The sequence below is a fragment of the Alkalibacterium kapii genome (assembly GCF_007988865.1).
Taxonomy (GTDB): Bacteria; Bacillota; Bacilli; order Lactobacillales; family Carnobacteriaceae_A; genus Alkalibacterium; species Alkalibacterium kapii.
Map to the genome: position 1 here is coordinate 39,931 of NZ_BJUY01000007.1, position 15,379 is coordinate 55,309.

Below are 15,379 nucleotides of genomic sequence, written 5' to 3' on the forward strand. Positions count from 1 at the left end.
AAAAAACAGTATAACATAAAACGCTTACTAAATATAGACGTCTTCAGGAATTGAGTTGGGGATTTTATTAACATTAGGACTTCATGACTTTAGAAAGTGAAAGACTGAAATAAATTTTTAAGAGACATAATCCTATATTTTTTCCTGTTCAGTATACTTTGACCTCTTAAACTGGAGCAGGAAGTAGTCTAAGTCCTTTGTTACGAATGTTAACCAGTTTAAATTTTGTGGAATCGGTAGAATCAAAATGGATAACAGTAACTCACGTGCTGTGGCATCCGTGAGTTAGAGCTATAGAAGCACATAATTGGAACTCAATCGCTATGGCGTCCCCGAGTTCGGACTACTTTACCTTATTCATATGTTTTAAACAAAATAACGTACCTAGATGCAGAGTTGATCATGAGCATGAAAATGTTGACGTTAAGGTAGAAAAAACACCAGACTCTATATCGAGAATCTGGTGCTTCAACAGCATACTATTTAGTTTTACGTACGCGTTCTGGAATACGAGCAGCTTTACCACGTAGGTTACGTAAGTAGTACAACTTCGCACGACGGACACGTCCTTGACGAGTAACATCGATTTTTGCAACACGTGGGGAATGTACTGGGAAAGTACGTTCAACGCCGACACCGCCGGACATTTTGCGGACAGTGTACATTTCGCTGATCCCTTTACCACGACGGCTGATTACGACGCCTTCAAAAAGCTGAATACGTTCGCGTTCACCCTCAACGATTCGCGCATGTACAGTTACGTTGTCACCTGGACGGAAGTCTGGTAAATCAGTACGTAATTGTTCTTTTGTGATATCTTCGATCAATTGGTTCATCTTTACATCTCCTCTCGCGCAACACTCAATAAGAGCACGTCCCAGCGGAATATTGCGAAAATAAAAGTGGTTGCCCACTCAATTATTAACTTTACCATACTACATATATAGTGTAAAGGTCTTTTACTTACTTAATTCAAAAATCTTCGTCTGTCTTTTTATCTGCTGTCTCGTTCTGCCACTTGGAAATAAGTGCTTTATCTTTTTCAGTCAAATCGTAGTTCTCCAGCATATCCGGACGACGTAAAAAGGTACGTTTCAAAGATTCTTCATGACGCCATTCTTCGATCAAACCGTGATTGCCGTTCATCAAGACGTCAGGCACTTTCATCCCTTTATACTCTGCCGGACGTGTGTAATGAGGATGTTCAAGAAGGCCACTGGAATGTGAATCTGTCTGAGCAGAAACAGCATTACCTAAAACTTCAGGCAGCAGACGCACCGTGGCATCGACCATCACCATTGCGGCCAGTTCTCCTCCTGTCAGCACATAATCGCCTAAAGAGACTTCATCCGTCACCAGTGAACGAATACGCTCGTCATACCCTTCATAATGCCCGCACAGAAAAACGAGATGATTTTCTTCACTGAATTCTTCAGCCATTTTCTGATCGAAAGGTTTACCGGCAGGATCCATGAGAATCACGCGCTTTTTCGTTTCCGGATTACGCGAGTTGATGGCATCAATCGCTTCAAATAAAGGCTCGGGCTTCAAAAGCATCCCGGCGCCCCCACCGTAAGGCGTATCATCGACTTGCTGGTGCTTGCCTTTTCCAAACTGTCTAAAATTTATCGTATTGATGTCAACGATGTCTTTTTCGATTGCCCTTTTAACCATAGAATGACCCAATGGACCGTCAAACATTTCGGGAAAAAGTGTTACGATATCAATTTTCATTCGTCCAGTCCTTCCATCACATGTACGCGAATGACTTTCTCATCTAAATCTACATCCAATATCACAGATTCTATATAAGGAAGAAGAAGATTTTTTTTCCCAGGTCTCTCTACGACCCAGACATCATTGGCTCCTGGTGTCAGAATGTCTTTGATCGTACCGATTTCTTCTCCAGTATCCTCATCGATTACGCGACTGCCGATAACTTCGTGGATATAAAATTCATTTTCAGGCAGCTCTAAGAGCATCTCTTCACTGATACGCAACGTTCCACCGACAAATCGCTCGACATCATTCACATTGGTATAACCTTCAAATGAAAGCAAGTCAAATGTTTTATGGGTACGGTGCGTACGTACGGTAACGTCTTCTCTCTCTCCATTTTTTCCAAACCATATTAAAGGCGCCCCTTCAAAGTAGCGTTCCTGTGGATTGGTCGTTGTAGATAACACACGAACCTCTCCTTTTATTCCGTGTGTATTAACGATTTTTCCAACGTCATAATAATCCATTCATTTCCTCCTCTGTATGCCGTTTGATACAAAAAAAGGATGTACTCAGAGAGCCATCCTCGTTTTTCTGTTCAATTGATTAATCAACGATCGTCAGACGGACACGCTTAGGTCCATCAAATTGGATACTGTAGACAATAGAACGAATCGCCTTAGCAATCCGACCACGTTTACCGATCACACGACCGACATCGTCTGGATGAACAGATAACAAATATTCGTGAAAGTCATCTGTGTCTTTTAAATCAAGTTTAACGTCTTCAGGATGACTTACCAAGGGTTCGACAATGGTTCTGATCAATTCTCTCATCTCTGTATCAGTCATAATACCATCCTTTGTTTAAATGCTTTGATACAAAATGAAGAAAAGAAATGGAACAGTCTCAGTTATCAATGCTCCAGCCTTTTCTTCACACATGCTTCATTTAATTCGAACGATTATTTGCTGTTTTTCTCGTCGTGGAATCGTTTGATGATTCCTTCTTTAGATAATAAAGTTTTAACTGTGTCAGATGGTTTAGCGCCATCTCTCAACCATTTCATAACGAGCTCTTCATCAAGTTTGACTTCTGCTGGTTTTGAAATTGGGTTGTACGTTCCAACTTGTTCAATAATACGACCGTCACGTGGAGCACGTGAATCAGCGACGACTAAACGGTAAAACGGGTTTCTTTTTGAACCCATGCGTTTCATACGGATTTTTACTGCCATTATACTTGCACCTCCTGCTATTTAAAATAATAAGGCGTTCTTTTAAAGTTTAAAGACCCTTTTTTATTTGAGTTTCGTTCTCTTTCAAACTCACGATAGTAATCTTATCATGATATGTAGAGGTCGTCAAGTGTTTTTTCTTTACAGAAGGAAATTTAACTGATTTAACTGATTTAACTGATAGTAACTTTATCATTAGTTTAGGACTTTTACCCCTGTTCATTTTTGTGCTTTACTGGATTTAATGTATTGATTAATAAGTAGATAACAGCTGTAATCAACATAGTCAAAAGTATACGCCATAAAAGCGCGAGATTATCTATCGGAGTGAATTCAGCTATCATCAATGCTAGAAAAACAGTAATCCCCATGTTTAAACCACTTTTTAAAAATCCATTATTTGACACAATTTTCCCCTCCTCTTTCACAATGATCACTATTAATTTACCACAGATATATCTCTTTGAATATGATTTACTGATTCTATTAAGAGAAATATACGATCAATCATGCTATAGTCATACTAAATGAGGAGTGATTTCTATGTCATACGAAGACCAGGATTTTATTATGCGTCAGATAAAAAATTTTGCGAAAGGAATCGGCGTGTTACTTGATCTCTCTTCCCTTAAAGAGCTCTTGCAACTAGAATTTTCAATTGATGAAAGCCTATCTGACAGAAAAATTGAGTCTATTATGTATACGGCACGAGTAGAAAACTATATAAATAGGCGTATACTTTCTGAGGAAGAACTTGAAAAAATGCTCGGATTAAGCCCTCAGCAAGTAAGTAAGTTAGTCACAACGACTGAAAAAGCTTCAGAAGAAGAATTAGAGGAATTGAAAAAAATTAGTGGAGCAGGAAAAAGACTGGTTAAAAACGGTTAAAGACTTGAATTCTATGGGCATATTATTTTATAAGTAAGATGTATTTTGTTAAAATAATTAAAGTATGTAAATATACATATTATTTTATTATAATAGGAGGAATTTTCAATGAAATTTATCGTAGTAGGCACATCTCACGCTGGATACGAAGCAACAGAAACACTTTTGAAGGATCATCCGGATGCAGAAGTACATCTGTATGAACGAGGATCCACTGCTTCATTTCTGTCCTGCGGCATTCAGAGTTATTTAGAAGGTATCAGCAAACATGCCGACCAGCTTCATTATGCAACTGAACAGTCTTTCAAAGAACAAGGCGTTCATGTACACATGAATAGTGATGTTGTGGGCATCAATTCCAAAGACAAAACGATCACGGTTAAAACCGACGATGGTGAAACAGAAGAAAGTTACGACAAGTTGTTCTTATCACCTGGGGCTAAACCTGTAGAACTACCTATCCCAGGGACAGATTTAGAAAACGCCTTCTACGTTCGCGGAAGAAATTGGGCAGAAAAAATAAAAGCACGCATGGCTGATTCGAAAAAAGCCGTTGTCGTTGGTGCTGGATATATCGGTATTGAAGTGGTTGAAGCTTTTGCAAAAGCCGGTATCGAAGTTACCGTTATCGATGCACTCGATCGTGTGCTGAAAACATATCTGGATAAAGAATTCACAGACGTCCTTGAAGATGAAATGCGCGATCAAGGTATCAATGTCCGTACGGATGAAATGGTCAAAGAAATCGTTGGCGAAAATGGCAAAGTCAAAAAAGTCGTTACCAATAAAGGTGAGTATGATGTTGACACCGTTATCCTTTCTGCCGGCGTTCGTCCTAATACCAAATGGCTAGATGGTATTTTAGACTTGAACGAAGACGGAACAGTCGTTGTCGATGAATACATGCAGACATCTGAAAAAGATATCTATGCAGCTGGTGATGCTACCAAGATTCCTTTCGCTCCAAATAACGGAGATAAATTGATTGCCTTAGCATCAAATGCACGACGCCAAGCAGTCGTTGCAGCTAAAAACATGGGTGATAAGAAGATGAAAATGCCAGAAGTTTCTGGTACATCCGGACTCTCTCTCTTCTCACACAAATTCGCTTCAACAGGTGTTAAAGATATTGACAGCGACAGTGTGGAAGCAGAAGTTTCAAGCAAGTATGTAGAAGAAAAACTACGCCCTAAATTTATGGGTGATGACGAAAAAGTTATGATGAAAATTCATTTTGAAACAGATAGCAAGCGTATCGTCGGTGCACAGTTGATGTCGACTTATGATATCACACCAGCTATCAATACACTTTCTGTAGTGATTTCTGCTGGATGGACATTGGAACAGTTAGCATTCGCCGACTTCTTCTTCCAGCCAGAATTCAATCGTCCATGGAACTTCTTGAACGTCCTTGCACAGCAAGCTTCTGGAGAAACCTACGGCAGCGACAATATGTTATTCTAATAAGCTTCAAAGTTACGCTGAAAGCTCCCCTCCCTCTAGTGTTATAGAGGTAAGGGGAGCTTTTTCTAGTTCAAGAGTTTACAGTGACTACTATTTATATTTAAACTAAGCATTAACCTAGCCTATCCGACCTAAATCGCTTCGTTAATTACTACTTGTGCTTCCGGTTGTAAATAAACTGTTTGATACCGAATGAAATGATCGAATAGATGAACCACACAACCACATACAATAAGCCAAAATAACTGATTTGCATCAATATCTCACCCAGGAAAGTATCTAAAACATTATGTAATAAGAATGTAAGTAGACTGTAGCCTATCGCTAAAAGCCAGAATGTCTTCTTTTTCAAGTCTATCTCCCTTTCATTGTTTCTATTATCTCTAACGTAACAGAAATAACGAAAAATGTGTATGAAAAAAGCAGGCCTGATGCCTGCTTTCTTTTGCTTTCCTTTGCTATCTTTTGCGTCTGACTTTTTTCTTCTTCTTTTTCTTCTTCTTGCCACCAGAACCAGCGTTTCCACCACCAAGGCCACCGAGCATATCACCCATGCCGCCCATGCCTTTGCCCATCTTTCCGAGCTTGCCTTTGCCACCGCCTAATTTACCAAGCATTTTTTCCATGCCGCCCATTTTGCCGTTGGACATCTTGCCCATCATTTCTTTGGACTGCTTGAACTGCTTGATCAAACGATTGACTTCTGCGATATCTCTAGCCGAACCTTTAGCTATACGGCGGCGACGTTTTTGAGATAAAAGATCCGGATTTTCCCGCTCTTCATTCGTCATGGACATTACAATGGCTTTCATGTGAGCCATGTCTTTAGGATCCACTTCAAAGTTATCCATGCCAGGCAGATTATTCATCCCCGGGATCATCTTGATAATATCTTCCAAAGGCCCCATATTCTGCATCTGATCCATCTGCTCGATAAAGTCATTGAAGTCATAACGGTTCTCACGCATTTTGGCTGCCATCTCTTCGGCACGTTCTTCATCGACTTCCTGCTGAGCTCGTTCGATCAGCGTCAGAATATCACCCATGCCAAGAATTCGATTGGCCATACGATCTGGATAGAAAGGCTCCAGTGCGTCTAGTTTCTCACCGGTACCCGTAAATTTTATTGGTTTGTTGGTAACGGAACGAATAGATAGCGCTGCACCACCACGTGTGTCACCGTCTAATTTTGTCAAGATGACACTTGTAATGCTTAAACGTTCGTTAAAGGAATCAGCCACATTGACAGCGTCCTGTCCGGTCATGGCATCGACAACCAAAAAGATCTCATTAGGGTTAACGGCTTTTTTGACATCTTCAAGTTCATCCATCAACGTTTCGTCGATATGCAAACGACCAGCCGTATCAATGATAACGACGTCGCGGTTTTCAGCAATTGCTTCTTCCAACCCTTTTTTTGCGATCTCAACAGGACTGACCTGATCTCCCATACTGAAAACAGGAATATCCAAGTCACGCCCCACGGTCTGCAGCTGGTCTATAGCCGCTGGACGGTAAATATCAGCTGCGACCATCATCGGTTTTTTCTTCTCATATTTCCTTAAATAGTTCGCTAGTTTCCCAGCAGTGGTCGTTTTACCGGCACCCTGGAGACCCGTCATCATATAAACAGTCGGGCCTTGTCCTGGTTCGGCAAAAATGATTTTTTCCTGCTCGCCACCCATTAATTCAGTCAGTTCATCATTAACGATCTTAACGACTTGCTGTCCGCCATTGAGGCTGCCAAGTACTTCTTCACCAAGTGCTTTTTCGCGAACGGTTTTAACAAAATTTCTTACTACCTTATAGTTGACGTCGGCTTCCAGTAAAGCGAGCCTTACTTCTCGCATGACGTCTTTGACATCTGCCTCAGTTACTTTCCCTTTTTTACGCAGTCCGGAAAAGGCATCCTGCAGACGTCCAGTTAATCCTTCAAAGGCCATTCTGGCTTCATTCCTCTCTCATGATCTCTTTACGAATCGCCTGAATATAATCAAGCAACTGAGTATCTTCTTCGTAGTTTTTTTTTACATAATGACTTAATTTTTGTAATACTTCTTGCTTTTTTAGAAAATCGGAAACCAGATGCAATTTGTCTTCGTAATTTTTTAGAATTGTTTCCGAACGTTTGATATTATCATAAACGGCTTGACGACTCACCGAAAAGGCATCAGCAATTTCTCCGAGCGAATAGTCATCACCATAGTAAAGCTGCATGTATTCCTGCTGCTTTTTTGTGAGGAGCGGTCGGTAAAAAGAAAACAGCTGATTCATACGTAATGTTTTTTCCAGTTCCATTGGGTCGGCTCCTTTATCCTTTGAACGCTCTACAAAGCGCTTTTAGGCCGTTTGTTCGATCAATTCCTTGAATAATCCATAAGCAAACTTCTCTGTATCGAATGGATGAAGGTCATTCATTGTTTCACCTAAACCCACGAATTTCACTGGGATACCCAGTTCCTTACCAATCGCCAGCACGATCCCACCTTTAGCCGTCCCATCCATTTTCGTCAAGACGATTCCGGTGACATCTGTGGTTTCTTTAAATATCTTGGCTTGGTTCAAGGCATTCTGTCCGGTCGTTGCATCCAGGACCAATAGCGTTTCGTGCGGAGCATCCGGGATTTCTCTTGAAATGACCCGTTTCATTTTTTCCAGTTCGTTCATCAAGTTTTTCTTGTTTTGTAGACGTCCGGCAGTATCGATGAGTAATAAATCGGCACCACTGTTTCTGGCCGTTTCGATCCCATCATACACAACAGCCGCAGGGTCTCCGCCTTGTTTGGTTGACACGACTTCTGCTCCCACGCGGTCTCCCCAGACATGTAACTGTTCGATCGCACCGGCTCGGAAGGTATCTCCGGCAGCCATAACGACTTTCTGACCTTTTTCGATATATTCATGAGCCATTTTAGCGATGGTGGTTGTTTTCCCCACACCATTGACGCCGACAAATAATACAACAGTCAAGCCGTCTTTGTTTTCATTAAAGTAATGGTGATCCGGATTCGTTTCGCCGTACATATCGACCATTGTTGATACAATCACACGTTCCGCATCTTTCATGCTCTTGACGTTCTGGACTTTAGATTCGTAACGCAAAGTGTCCGCAATATGCATCGTTGCTTCGAATCCGACGTCTGATTCGATGAGCAGATCCTCAAGTTCTTCAAAGAACTCCTCATCTTCATAACGGAAATTGGCTAATAATTCATTTAGTCGACGAGTAAAACTCACTCGCGATTTCTTTAAGCCTTTTTCATAGTGTTCGGTCTCTTTTTTATCATTTTTTGGTTCCAAAGTCGTGTTTTCAGCTGTAGATTTTTCGCTTATTTCTGTGACTTTTTCAACTTGTTCCTCTTTAGAAGCGGGTGCTGCTCCACTTAGCTTCTCGTCTCTTACTGTGTCCTTTTGCTTGTCTGAACCGGTAAAAGCTGATTTGATTTTATCAAATAATCCCATAATGTCTCACTCTTTCTATGCTCTGTTTGTTTTAATAGCGTTGTGTCTTAATAGAATCAGTTTAACACATATTTTTCAATAGCATAAGCCACACCATGCGCATCATTTGTTTTGGTGATGATTTGAGCAGCATCTTTAACAATCGGCACAGCATTCTCCATTGCCACCCCTGTACCGGCACGCTGCACCATAGCCAAGTCATTTTCCTGGTCACCGATCGCCATCATATCATCCACACTGATGTCCAAAATCTCAGAAAGAAGCTCAAGCCCCTTGCCTTTATCGATCGACTTAGGCATGAATTCAAGTAAATTGGGACGTGATTTAATCAAATTATAGCGTTCTCGGTAGATGTTTGGGATTTCTTTGATTTTTTCATCCAGTTCTTCCTGATCCCAGCAGTAAACAATTTTATTGATCGGGAATTCTTCCGGTAAATCCGTCATATCGATCGGTTCAAATGGTAAAGCATGCATCACTTCTGGATAGCGGGACGGTTTGCCTTTAGGGTAAGGCGGTTCGTAGACCGTATTCAAATCGATAAAGTTACATGGAAGGCCCAGATCCTGACTCAGTTTATAAATATCTATGGATTCATCTTTCTGGAAAACGATTTGATTCAGCGTTTCACCACTTTGCGTCCACTGCACCAATCCGCCATTATAGGTTAAGGCAATATCTCCTGCATCAGTTAAGTTGCACGCCTCTAGAATATGCAGCATCGCTTTCAAAGGACGGCCGGTAACGAGAACGACCTTGACGCCCTGTTCCTTCGCTTTCCTGATCGCTTCCTTGTTTTCAAAAGACACCTCGTGATTCGAGTTAAGTAAAGTACCATCTAAGTCGATGGCAACGAGTTTAATAGACATATTTTCCTCCGTAAAAAGTTATTAGGTAACTGTTTCTATGGCATCCTTGAGATGGACAGAGACAAGTTGTGATACCCCTTTTTCGTGCATAGTCACCCCGTAAAGTGAATCTGCTTCTTCCATCGTTCCCTTGCGGTGGGTAATAACGATAAACTGTGTATCTGATGCAAATTCATGAAGATAACGACCAAACCGGGTCACATTAGCTTCGTCCAAGGCTGCTTCCGCTTCATCTAAAATACAGAAAGGGATCGGCTTTACTTGGATAATAGCAAAAAGTAAAGACAGAGCAGTCAATGCGCGTTCGCCTCCGGATAACAGACTCAAAGACTGCAGACGCTTTCCTGGTGGCTGTGCAATGATCTCGATCCCTGAGTGAAGTAAATCATCCGGGTCAGTCAGACGCAGTTCCGCTTTACCGCCTCCGAACATGCGTGGAAAGACGAGCGCAAACTGTTCTTTCACTTGGCTGAAAGTTTCAAAAAAGCGTCGCTTGACTTCCTTATCCATCTGATCCATTGTGTCATACAATTTTTCTTTAGCTTCAAGTAAATCAGTCTGCTGGGCAGCCAGGAAATCATGACGTTCTGAAACACGTTCGTACTCCTCGATCGCCCCAATATTGACTGGACCCAACTCTTCGATACCCCGCTTCAACAGTTTCACCCGTTTTTTTGTATCTCCCGGGTCGATGTTTTCCGGCTGGTTCGCTTTGGCTTCCTCATAACTAACAGCATACTCTTCTGACAAATATTCCAAAAGGTGATCCATCGAGACATCTGAACGGGATAAAGCGATATCCAGCTTATTTTTTTGATCAGTCAGTTCAGACTTGCGCTGAATTGCGTACGTTACGGATTCATCAAGGCTGCGGACCCGCTCATCCAATGCGCTGTGTTTCGTTTTCAATGCATTTTCCTGTACTTTCAACTGTTCTGATTCCAACTTCAACAATTCAAGTTTTTCATGTAGATCTTCTTTTGATTCCAGCTGGCCGCCCTCTTGTAACTGGGTCAGTTCTGCTTTTATATTAGAAAGAGATACTTTAGCCTCTTTGATTTGTGACTTGATCCCTTCAACTTTTGACCGCGTTGAGGCAAGGGTTTCACGTTCTTTGTTCCACTGCTCACTCACCACATCGCGTTCACGTTCCAGACGTTCTTTTTGAACCTGTTTATCCTCTTTTTCATTCGTCAGCTGATCCAGCTCGTGTTTCAGTCTTTCAAGCTCAGTTTCTGAAAGCTTACGATTTTCTTTCACATCTTTCAGATTAGCCGTAACCTCTGTCTCTTCTCTCTCTGCTTCTTCCAATTCAAACTGCAGACCCTTGGCTTCGCGTTCTAAACGACGGAGAGTTTCGGTCAGCCCATCAACGATTTGTTCCAATTGCCGTTCGGCCAGGCGCTTTTCTTCACCGGCTGTACGCAATTTTTCCAGCTCTCGACTAATTCCGTCGATTTTATTCTGAAGTGTCTGCATTTCTTTTTCACGCAGGGAATATCTTTGTTCCAGCTCATCGATTTCAATGCGCAGTACCTTCTGCTCTTTTTTCTGAGAGAAAAGATGAGCGTTGGAGGAACGCTTGCCTCCACCACCAGTCATTGAACCCCCGGCGTTCATCACGTCGCCATCGAGACTAACGATCCGAACAGTATAGCTTAAGGCCTTGGCAATCGCATTTGCTGACTGAAGATCACGCGCAACGATCGTCTGTCCAAGAAGGTTTTCCATTACATTTTTAACTTTGTCATCATAATGAATCAGCTCACTGGCTACACCAATAAACCCATCCATTGCTTTTACATTCTGCAGTTTCCCCGGTGAAATGAAACGTTTTTTGATTGTCGTCAAAGGGAGGAAGGTTGCCCGTCCAGCTTTTTTGTTTTTCAGATATGCAATAGCTGACCGTCCGGCCTTTTCATCTTCCACGATCACAAACTGACTGGCTGCGCCTAAGACCACATCGATGGCTTCAGTCACTTCAGACGGCACATCCATCATGTCAGCAACCGTTCCAACGATGCCCTCTTGTTTATCCTTACTTCGCATGATAGCTTTGACACCGGCAAAGTACCCGGCGTAATTTTCCTGCATTTCTTTAAGCGAGGACTGTTTCGCTTGAGCGCGCTGCAAGTCGTGATTCAATTGGTTCAGCCGCCCTGTTTTTTCCTTATATAACTCCTGTGTCTGTTCCAAAACGTCTTTCTTTGATGTGTATGTTTTTAAAAGATCATCTATCTCGGATTTAATTTCAGTCAGAGCCTTATCGTTTTCTTGATGCTCCACTCGTTTTTCGTCAAGATTTTGATCCACCTTGTCCAGTGCTTTACGGTACTTTTTCGTATTGATTTGTGCTTGCTGGTGTTCACGTTCCAGGTACATCTCTTCATTTTTCAAAGAGGTTTTCAGCTGCATCGCATCCATGTATTCGCTGCGGAGCCCTTCGATGGCCTCATCCTTGTTACCCATCAAACGTTCCAGTTGGCTGGTGAATCTGTCTCTTTCTTTTTTCAGTTTTTCAGCCTGGGCCGACTGTTTTTCATAGGCTACTTTAAGCGTGTCATAGTCATCATTCAAAGTAGCGAGACGGATCTGCTCTTTTTTCAAGCTGTTCTCTTTTTCGGATAAGAAAGCATCCTGGTGACGCTCCTTTTCTTCAACCAGACGCAATTGAGCTTCTGTGCGCTCAGTTTGCTGAACAGAGGTGAGCATTTTTTCTTGAATCGCTTCCCGTTTCTCCTCGATGACATCCAGTTCAGAACGTTTCTTTTTTAATTCGCCGGATTCTTGCCCGATTCTGACTTCAAGTTCCTTAAGGTCATGATCAAGGCGATTGATTTTACCTTTATTTTCTTTTTGTTCCAGAACGTACTGATCGATTTTAAGTACCGATAAGGCAATGTCCAGATCCGTCAGTTCTTCTTTTTGAGAAAGGTAAGACTGAGCGATATCTTTCTGTTTTTTTAAAGGTTCCAGTTGATCCTTTAATTCATAAAGGATGTCTTGTACGCGGTCCAAATTGTCCTGCGTTTCAAACAGTTTACGTTCGGCTTTTTCTTTTTCGATCTTGTATTTAAAAACACCCGCTGCCTCTTCAAATATCGCACGACGGTCTTCTGCCTTGCTGTTGAAAATGGCTTCCACCTGACCTTGACTAATGATCGAAAACGATTCTTTACCAAGTCCAGAATCCATGAACAGATCAATGATATCTTTAAGACGACAGCTTTCTTTATTGATAAAGTAATCACTGTCACCATTTCGATTGATTCGCCGACCTATACTTACTTCTTCAAAATCTATCGGCAGAAAGTTATCGGAATTATCAAGAATAAGGGTCACTTGGGCGATATTGATGGCCTTTCGTGAGTCGGTCCCTGAAAAAATGACGTCGTGCATCCGGCCGCCGCGAAGCGTCTTAGCCGATTGTTCCCCCATGACCCATCTGATTGCTTCTATAATATTGGATTTCCCGCTGCCATTAGGCCCAACGACTGCCGTTATCCCATCAGTGAAATCAATAACGGTTTTATCAGCAAAAGATTTAAACCCTTTAATTTCTAATCGTTTTAATTGCACGTAAAAAGTCTCTCCTCTCCCGCAAATAAAAAAGTACTGGCCTGCATTCAGACGTCAGCTTCGTTCCGTTTTTTCCAGTGTATCAAGGGCATGTTTAGCCGCCAGCTGTTCCGCAGCTTTTTTTGAACGACCGATGCCTCGACCGAATGAATCTCCTTCAACAAATACATCTACCACAAACTCACGCTGATGATCGGGCCCGCGCTTATCAACGACCTTGTACTGGATCGTCACGACACCATTTTGCTGAAGTAGTTCCTGAAGCGCTGTTTTATGATCCATCCCATGAGAGAAAGCACCGGAGTCAATTTTTGGAAATAATATCTGTTTCAATATATTTAGAACGGTATCCATTCCCTGATCCACAAATACAGAACCGATAAAGGCTTCAAACACATCACATAAAAGTGACGGACGGTTTCTACCGTTCATTTGTTCTTCCCCTTTGCCTAGTCGCAAATAGTTATGAAGGTTATACTCTTTGGCAAGTTGAGCCAGACTTTCAGCACGCACAATCGATGCACGTTTTCTAGTCAGTTGTCCTTCAGGCTGGTCAGGATATTTGTGATAAAGGTAATCAGAGACAGTCAGTTCCAACACAGCATCGCCGAGAAATTCAAGGCGTTCCAAATTATTGAGCTGTTGTTCGCGATGATCATTCGCATAGGATGAATGGGTAAACGCTTCGACTAGTATCGACTCGTCATTAAACGTTACACCAAAGGTTTTTTCTATATGGTTCACTAACTTTTTTGTCATTTCATTTTCCCTCCTTTAAAAAAAATAGCATTCCCTGATAATTATACTTGATTTCAAAGGAAAAATAAACAAGGCAACACAATGAATATGTATCTTGTAAGTCTTATTGCTTCATATAATTCCTTTTATATTTTAAAATTAAAACGTAGGATTATTCCAAAGTAAAAAATACTAAAGGAGTGTTTAGTTTTGAAAAAAGCAGACATTTATGATTTGATCAGAAATTACGATATCGGTATGATGACCAATATTAATGAACAAGGCAAGCTCGTAAGCCACCCGATGACCCGTCAGGGAGACATCAAAGACGATGTACTCTGGTTCTTTTCAAGAAGGAATGCCGAAAAAATCGAGGAATTGAAAAAGAATGATGTAGTTAATGTGTCATTTACGGGTGATGAGTACCTCTCTGTTAGCGGAAACGTCTCTGTGGTTAATGATGCAGAAAAGAAAAAAGAATTATGGTCAAAACCACTGGAAGCATTTTTCGAAAGCGAACCGGAAGATGACCAGATCATCCTCTTAAAAGTTGACATGGATAGTATCGAGTACTGGACTTCCGATAACATATTTACCAATACCTTTGAATTTACCAAAGCCATGACGACCGATAAAAAAGCTGATCTTGGAGAAAATGATGCCTTAGATGTTTAAGTACATTTAAATCAATATGCTGAACATGCCCAGAGCAGGAAGTGCCTGACTTCCTGCTCTGGGCTTTTGCTGTCATATTTTCTTCTTTATGTAGGTGGTCAGCAGTATAAATATGAACAAATTCAGTCAATAATGTCACATGATCGGTTACTTACTACACAAGTAATGTGGTATCATAAACAAAGGAATAATAAAAACAAGGAGGTACAGTAATGGGATTAAACGATGTAAAAAGCAACTTTCAAGCCATTAAAGCCTCTCCAGTCATCGCCTTTCCGAAAAAAGTCGATCTGCTTATCACTCAACTCGAAACGCTCGATGTTCTCTATCTCAGTGACTCAGCAGATGTCACAAAAAGCGAACGTCACGAAGCACAAGTATTATACACTGAAATAGAGAATTATATAAACACTGACAATTTAGTCTTGTGCTTATAATTGCTCGATATACTTATTTTAAAGCGGTCCGCAAAATCTTTTGCGTGACTGCTTTTTTTGTTTTAAAAACTTTTAGGATCTTCTTATTTTCTCTTCCACATGCGTTACTTCATACTAAAGGATAACATAATGTCAAACGAGGTTACATGTGGTTCATCTGTTTGTAAAACAGTTTTTTTACGGATAGCTGTTGCAAGTGTTATGCACCCGAGTAATTAAGTTTAAACATTAAACACCCCGTCCGCTTTGGAAACAAACGGATGGAGTTCATTGATTTCGTTTAGTCTGTAAAGAAAAAACTAACCTTGGT

Annotated in this window: 17 protein-coding genes; 4 read left to right on the forward strand and 13 right to left on the reverse strand. The window is 41.3% G+C overall.

The genetic code is table 11. The features are described 5' to 3' along the window. Positions 1–479: 479 nt before the first annotated feature. The 6 genes from rplS to AKA01nite_RS04045 all read right to left on the reverse strand — a co-directional run bounded on the left by rplS (position 480) and on the right by AKA01nite_RS04045 (position 3,364). Positions 480–836, reverse strand: a complete 357-nt coding sequence (gene rplS / locus AKA01nite_RS04020) for a 50S ribosomal protein L19 (RefSeq protein WP_091636198.1) — start codon at positions 834–836, stop codon at positions 480–482. 136 nt (positions 837–972) lie between these two features. After that, positions 973–1,734, reverse strand: a complete 762-nt coding sequence (gene trmD, locus AKA01nite_RS04025) for a tRNA (guanosine(37)-N1)-methyltransferase TrmD (RefSeq protein WP_146924033.1) — start codon at positions 1,732–1,734, stop codon at positions 973–975. Further along, complete coding sequence (gene rimM, locus AKA01nite_RS04030) at positions 1,731–2,246, reverse strand: ribosome maturation factor RimM (RefSeq protein ID WP_146924034.1); 516 nt, start codon at positions 2,244–2,246, stop codon at positions 1,731–1,733. The genes trmD and rimM overlap by 4 nt, the downstream gene beginning before the upstream one ends. A 79-nt stretch (positions 2,247–2,325) precedes the next feature. Continuing rightward, complete coding sequence (locus AKA01nite_RS04035) at positions 2,326–2,571, reverse strand: KH domain-containing protein (protein ID WP_146924035.1); 246 nt, start codon at positions 2,569–2,571, stop codon at positions 2,326–2,328. A 113-nt stretch (positions 2,572–2,684) separates the two neighbouring features. Then, a complete protein-coding gene (gene rpsP / locus AKA01nite_RS04040; RefSeq protein ID WP_146924036.1) occupies positions 2,685–2,957 on the reverse strand; it encodes a 30S ribosomal protein S16 in 273 nt (90 codons plus the stop codon). 209 nt (positions 2,958–3,166) lie between these two features. Next, positions 3,167–3,364: a hypothetical protein gene (locus AKA01nite_RS04045; protein WP_146924037.1), complete on the reverse strand. Its 198-nt coding sequence runs from the start codon at positions 3,362–3,364 to the stop codon at positions 3,167–3,169. A 163-nt stretch (positions 3,365–3,527) separates the two neighbouring features. On the opposite strand from AKA01nite_RS04045, the gene AKA01nite_RS04050 reads away from it, so the two are divergent. Both AKA01nite_RS04050 and AKA01nite_RS04055 read left to right on the forward strand, forming a co-directional pair. After that, entirely contained in the window at positions 3,528–3,845 is a 318-nt protein-coding gene (locus AKA01nite_RS04050) for a hypothetical protein (RefSeq protein ID WP_146924038.1), read from the forward strand. 108 nt (positions 3,846–3,953) lie between these two features. Next, a complete protein-coding gene (locus tag AKA01nite_RS04055) occupies positions 3,954–5,309 on the forward strand; it encodes an FAD-dependent oxidoreductase (protein WP_146924039.1) in 1,356 nt (451 codons plus the stop codon). Positions 5,310–5,460: 151 nt separating this feature from the next. On the opposite strand, the gene AKA01nite_RS04060 is transcribed toward AKA01nite_RS04055, so the two are convergent. The 7 genes from AKA01nite_RS04060 to rnc form a co-directional block, all read right to left on the reverse strand. Beyond that, positions 5,461–5,661: a hypothetical protein gene (locus AKA01nite_RS04060; protein WP_246116982.1), complete on the reverse strand. Its 201-nt coding sequence runs from the start codon at positions 5,659–5,661 to the stop codon at positions 5,461–5,463. 106 nt (positions 5,662–5,767) lie between these two features. Then, entirely contained in the window at positions 5,768–7,252 is a 1,485-nt protein-coding gene (gene ffh / locus AKA01nite_RS04065) for a signal recognition particle protein (RefSeq protein WP_146924040.1), read from the reverse strand. A 7-nt stretch (positions 7,253–7,259) separates the two neighbouring features. Beyond that, on the reverse strand, positions 7,260–7,607 hold the full coding sequence (locus tag AKA01nite_RS04070) for a putative DNA-binding protein (RefSeq protein ID WP_146924041.1): 348 nt from the start codon (positions 7,605–7,607) through the stop codon (positions 7,260–7,262). Positions 7,608–7,649: 42 nt separating this feature from the next. Continuing rightward, positions 7,650–8,771, reverse strand: coding sequence for a signal recognition particle-docking protein FtsY (gene ftsY / locus AKA01nite_RS04075; RefSeq protein ID WP_146924042.1), 1,122 nt, complete (start codon positions 8,769–8,771; stop codon positions 7,650–7,652). A gap of 56 nt (positions 8,772–8,827) precedes the next feature. Further along, positions 8,828–9,640: a Cof-type HAD-IIB family hydrolase gene (locus AKA01nite_RS04080; RefSeq protein WP_146924043.1), complete on the reverse strand. Its 813-nt coding sequence runs from the start codon at positions 9,638–9,640 to the stop codon at positions 8,828–8,830. Between the two features lie 21 nt (positions 9,641–9,661). Further along, positions 9,662–13,219 carry a chromosome segregation protein SMC gene (gene smc / locus AKA01nite_RS04085; protein WP_186805086.1) on the reverse strand — a complete coding sequence of 1,186 codons (3,558 nt, stop codon included), beginning with the start codon at positions 13,217–13,219 and terminating at the stop codon, positions 9,662–9,664. A 54-nt stretch (positions 13,220–13,273) separates the two neighbouring features. Next, positions 13,274–13,978 carry a ribonuclease III gene (gene rnc, locus AKA01nite_RS04090; RefSeq protein WP_146924045.1) on the reverse strand — a complete coding sequence of 235 codons (705 nt, stop codon included), beginning with the start codon at positions 13,976–13,978 and terminating at the stop codon, positions 13,274–13,276. A gap of 189 nt (positions 13,979–14,167) precedes the next feature. Here rnc and AKA01nite_RS04095 point away from each other — a divergent pair, with 189 nt between their 5' ends. Next, complete coding sequence (locus tag AKA01nite_RS04095) at positions 14,168–14,632, forward strand: pyridoxamine 5'-phosphate oxidase family protein (protein WP_146924046.1); 465 nt, start codon at positions 14,168–14,170, stop codon at positions 14,630–14,632. Positions 14,633–14,844: 212 nt separating this feature from the next. After that, positions 14,845–15,069, forward strand: a complete 225-nt coding sequence (locus AKA01nite_RS04100; RefSeq protein ID WP_146924047.1) for a hypothetical protein — start codon at positions 14,845–14,847, stop codon at positions 15,067–15,069. Positions 15,070–15,379: the final 310 nt, after the last annotated feature.

Coding starts and splice junctions, on each gene's coding strand:
- rplS (WP_091636198.1), bottom strand. CDS start 836: ATGAACCAATTGATCGAAGATATCACAAAAGAACAATTACGTACTGAT.
- trmD (WP_146924033.1), bottom strand. CDS start 1,734: ATGAAAATTGATATCGTAACACTTTTTCCCGAAATGTTTGACGGTCCA.
- rimM (WP_146924034.1), bottom strand. CDS start 2,246: ATGGATTATTATGACGTTGGAAAAATCGTTAATACACACGGAATAAAA.
- AKA01nite_RS04035 (WP_146924035.1), bottom strand. CDS start 2,571: ATGACTGATACAGAGATGAGAGAATTGATCAGAACCATTGTCGAACCC.
- rpsP (WP_146924036.1), bottom strand. CDS start 2,957: ATGGCAGTAAAAATCCGTATGAAACGCATGGGTTCAAAAAGAAACCCG.
- AKA01nite_RS04050 (WP_146924038.1), top strand. CDS start 3,528: ATGCGTCAGATAAAAAATTTTGCGAAAGGAATCGGCGTGTTACTTGAT.
- AKA01nite_RS04055 (WP_146924039.1), top strand. CDS start 3,954: ATGAAATTTATCGTAGTAGGCACATCTCACGCTGGATACGAAGCAACA.
- ffh (WP_146924040.1), bottom strand. CDS start 7,252: ATGGCCTTTGAAGGATTAACTGGACGTCTGCAGGATGCCTTTTCCGGA.
- AKA01nite_RS04070 (WP_146924041.1), bottom strand. CDS start 7,607: ATGGAACTGGAAAAAACATTACGTATGAATCAGCTGTTTTCTTTTTAC.
- ftsY (WP_146924042.1), bottom strand. CDS start 8,771: ATGGGATTATTTGATAAAATCAAATCAGCTTTTACCGGTTCAGACAAG.
- AKA01nite_RS04080 (WP_146924043.1), bottom strand. CDS start 9,640: ATGTCTATTAAACTCGTTGCCATCGACTTAGATGGTACTTTACTTAAC.
- rnc (WP_146924045.1), bottom strand. CDS start 13,978: ATGACAAAAAAGTTAGTGAACCATATAGAAAAAACCTTTGGTGTAACG.
- AKA01nite_RS04100 (WP_146924047.1), top strand. CDS start 14,845: ATGGGATTAAACGATGTAAAAAGCAACTTTCAAGCCATTAAAGCCTCT.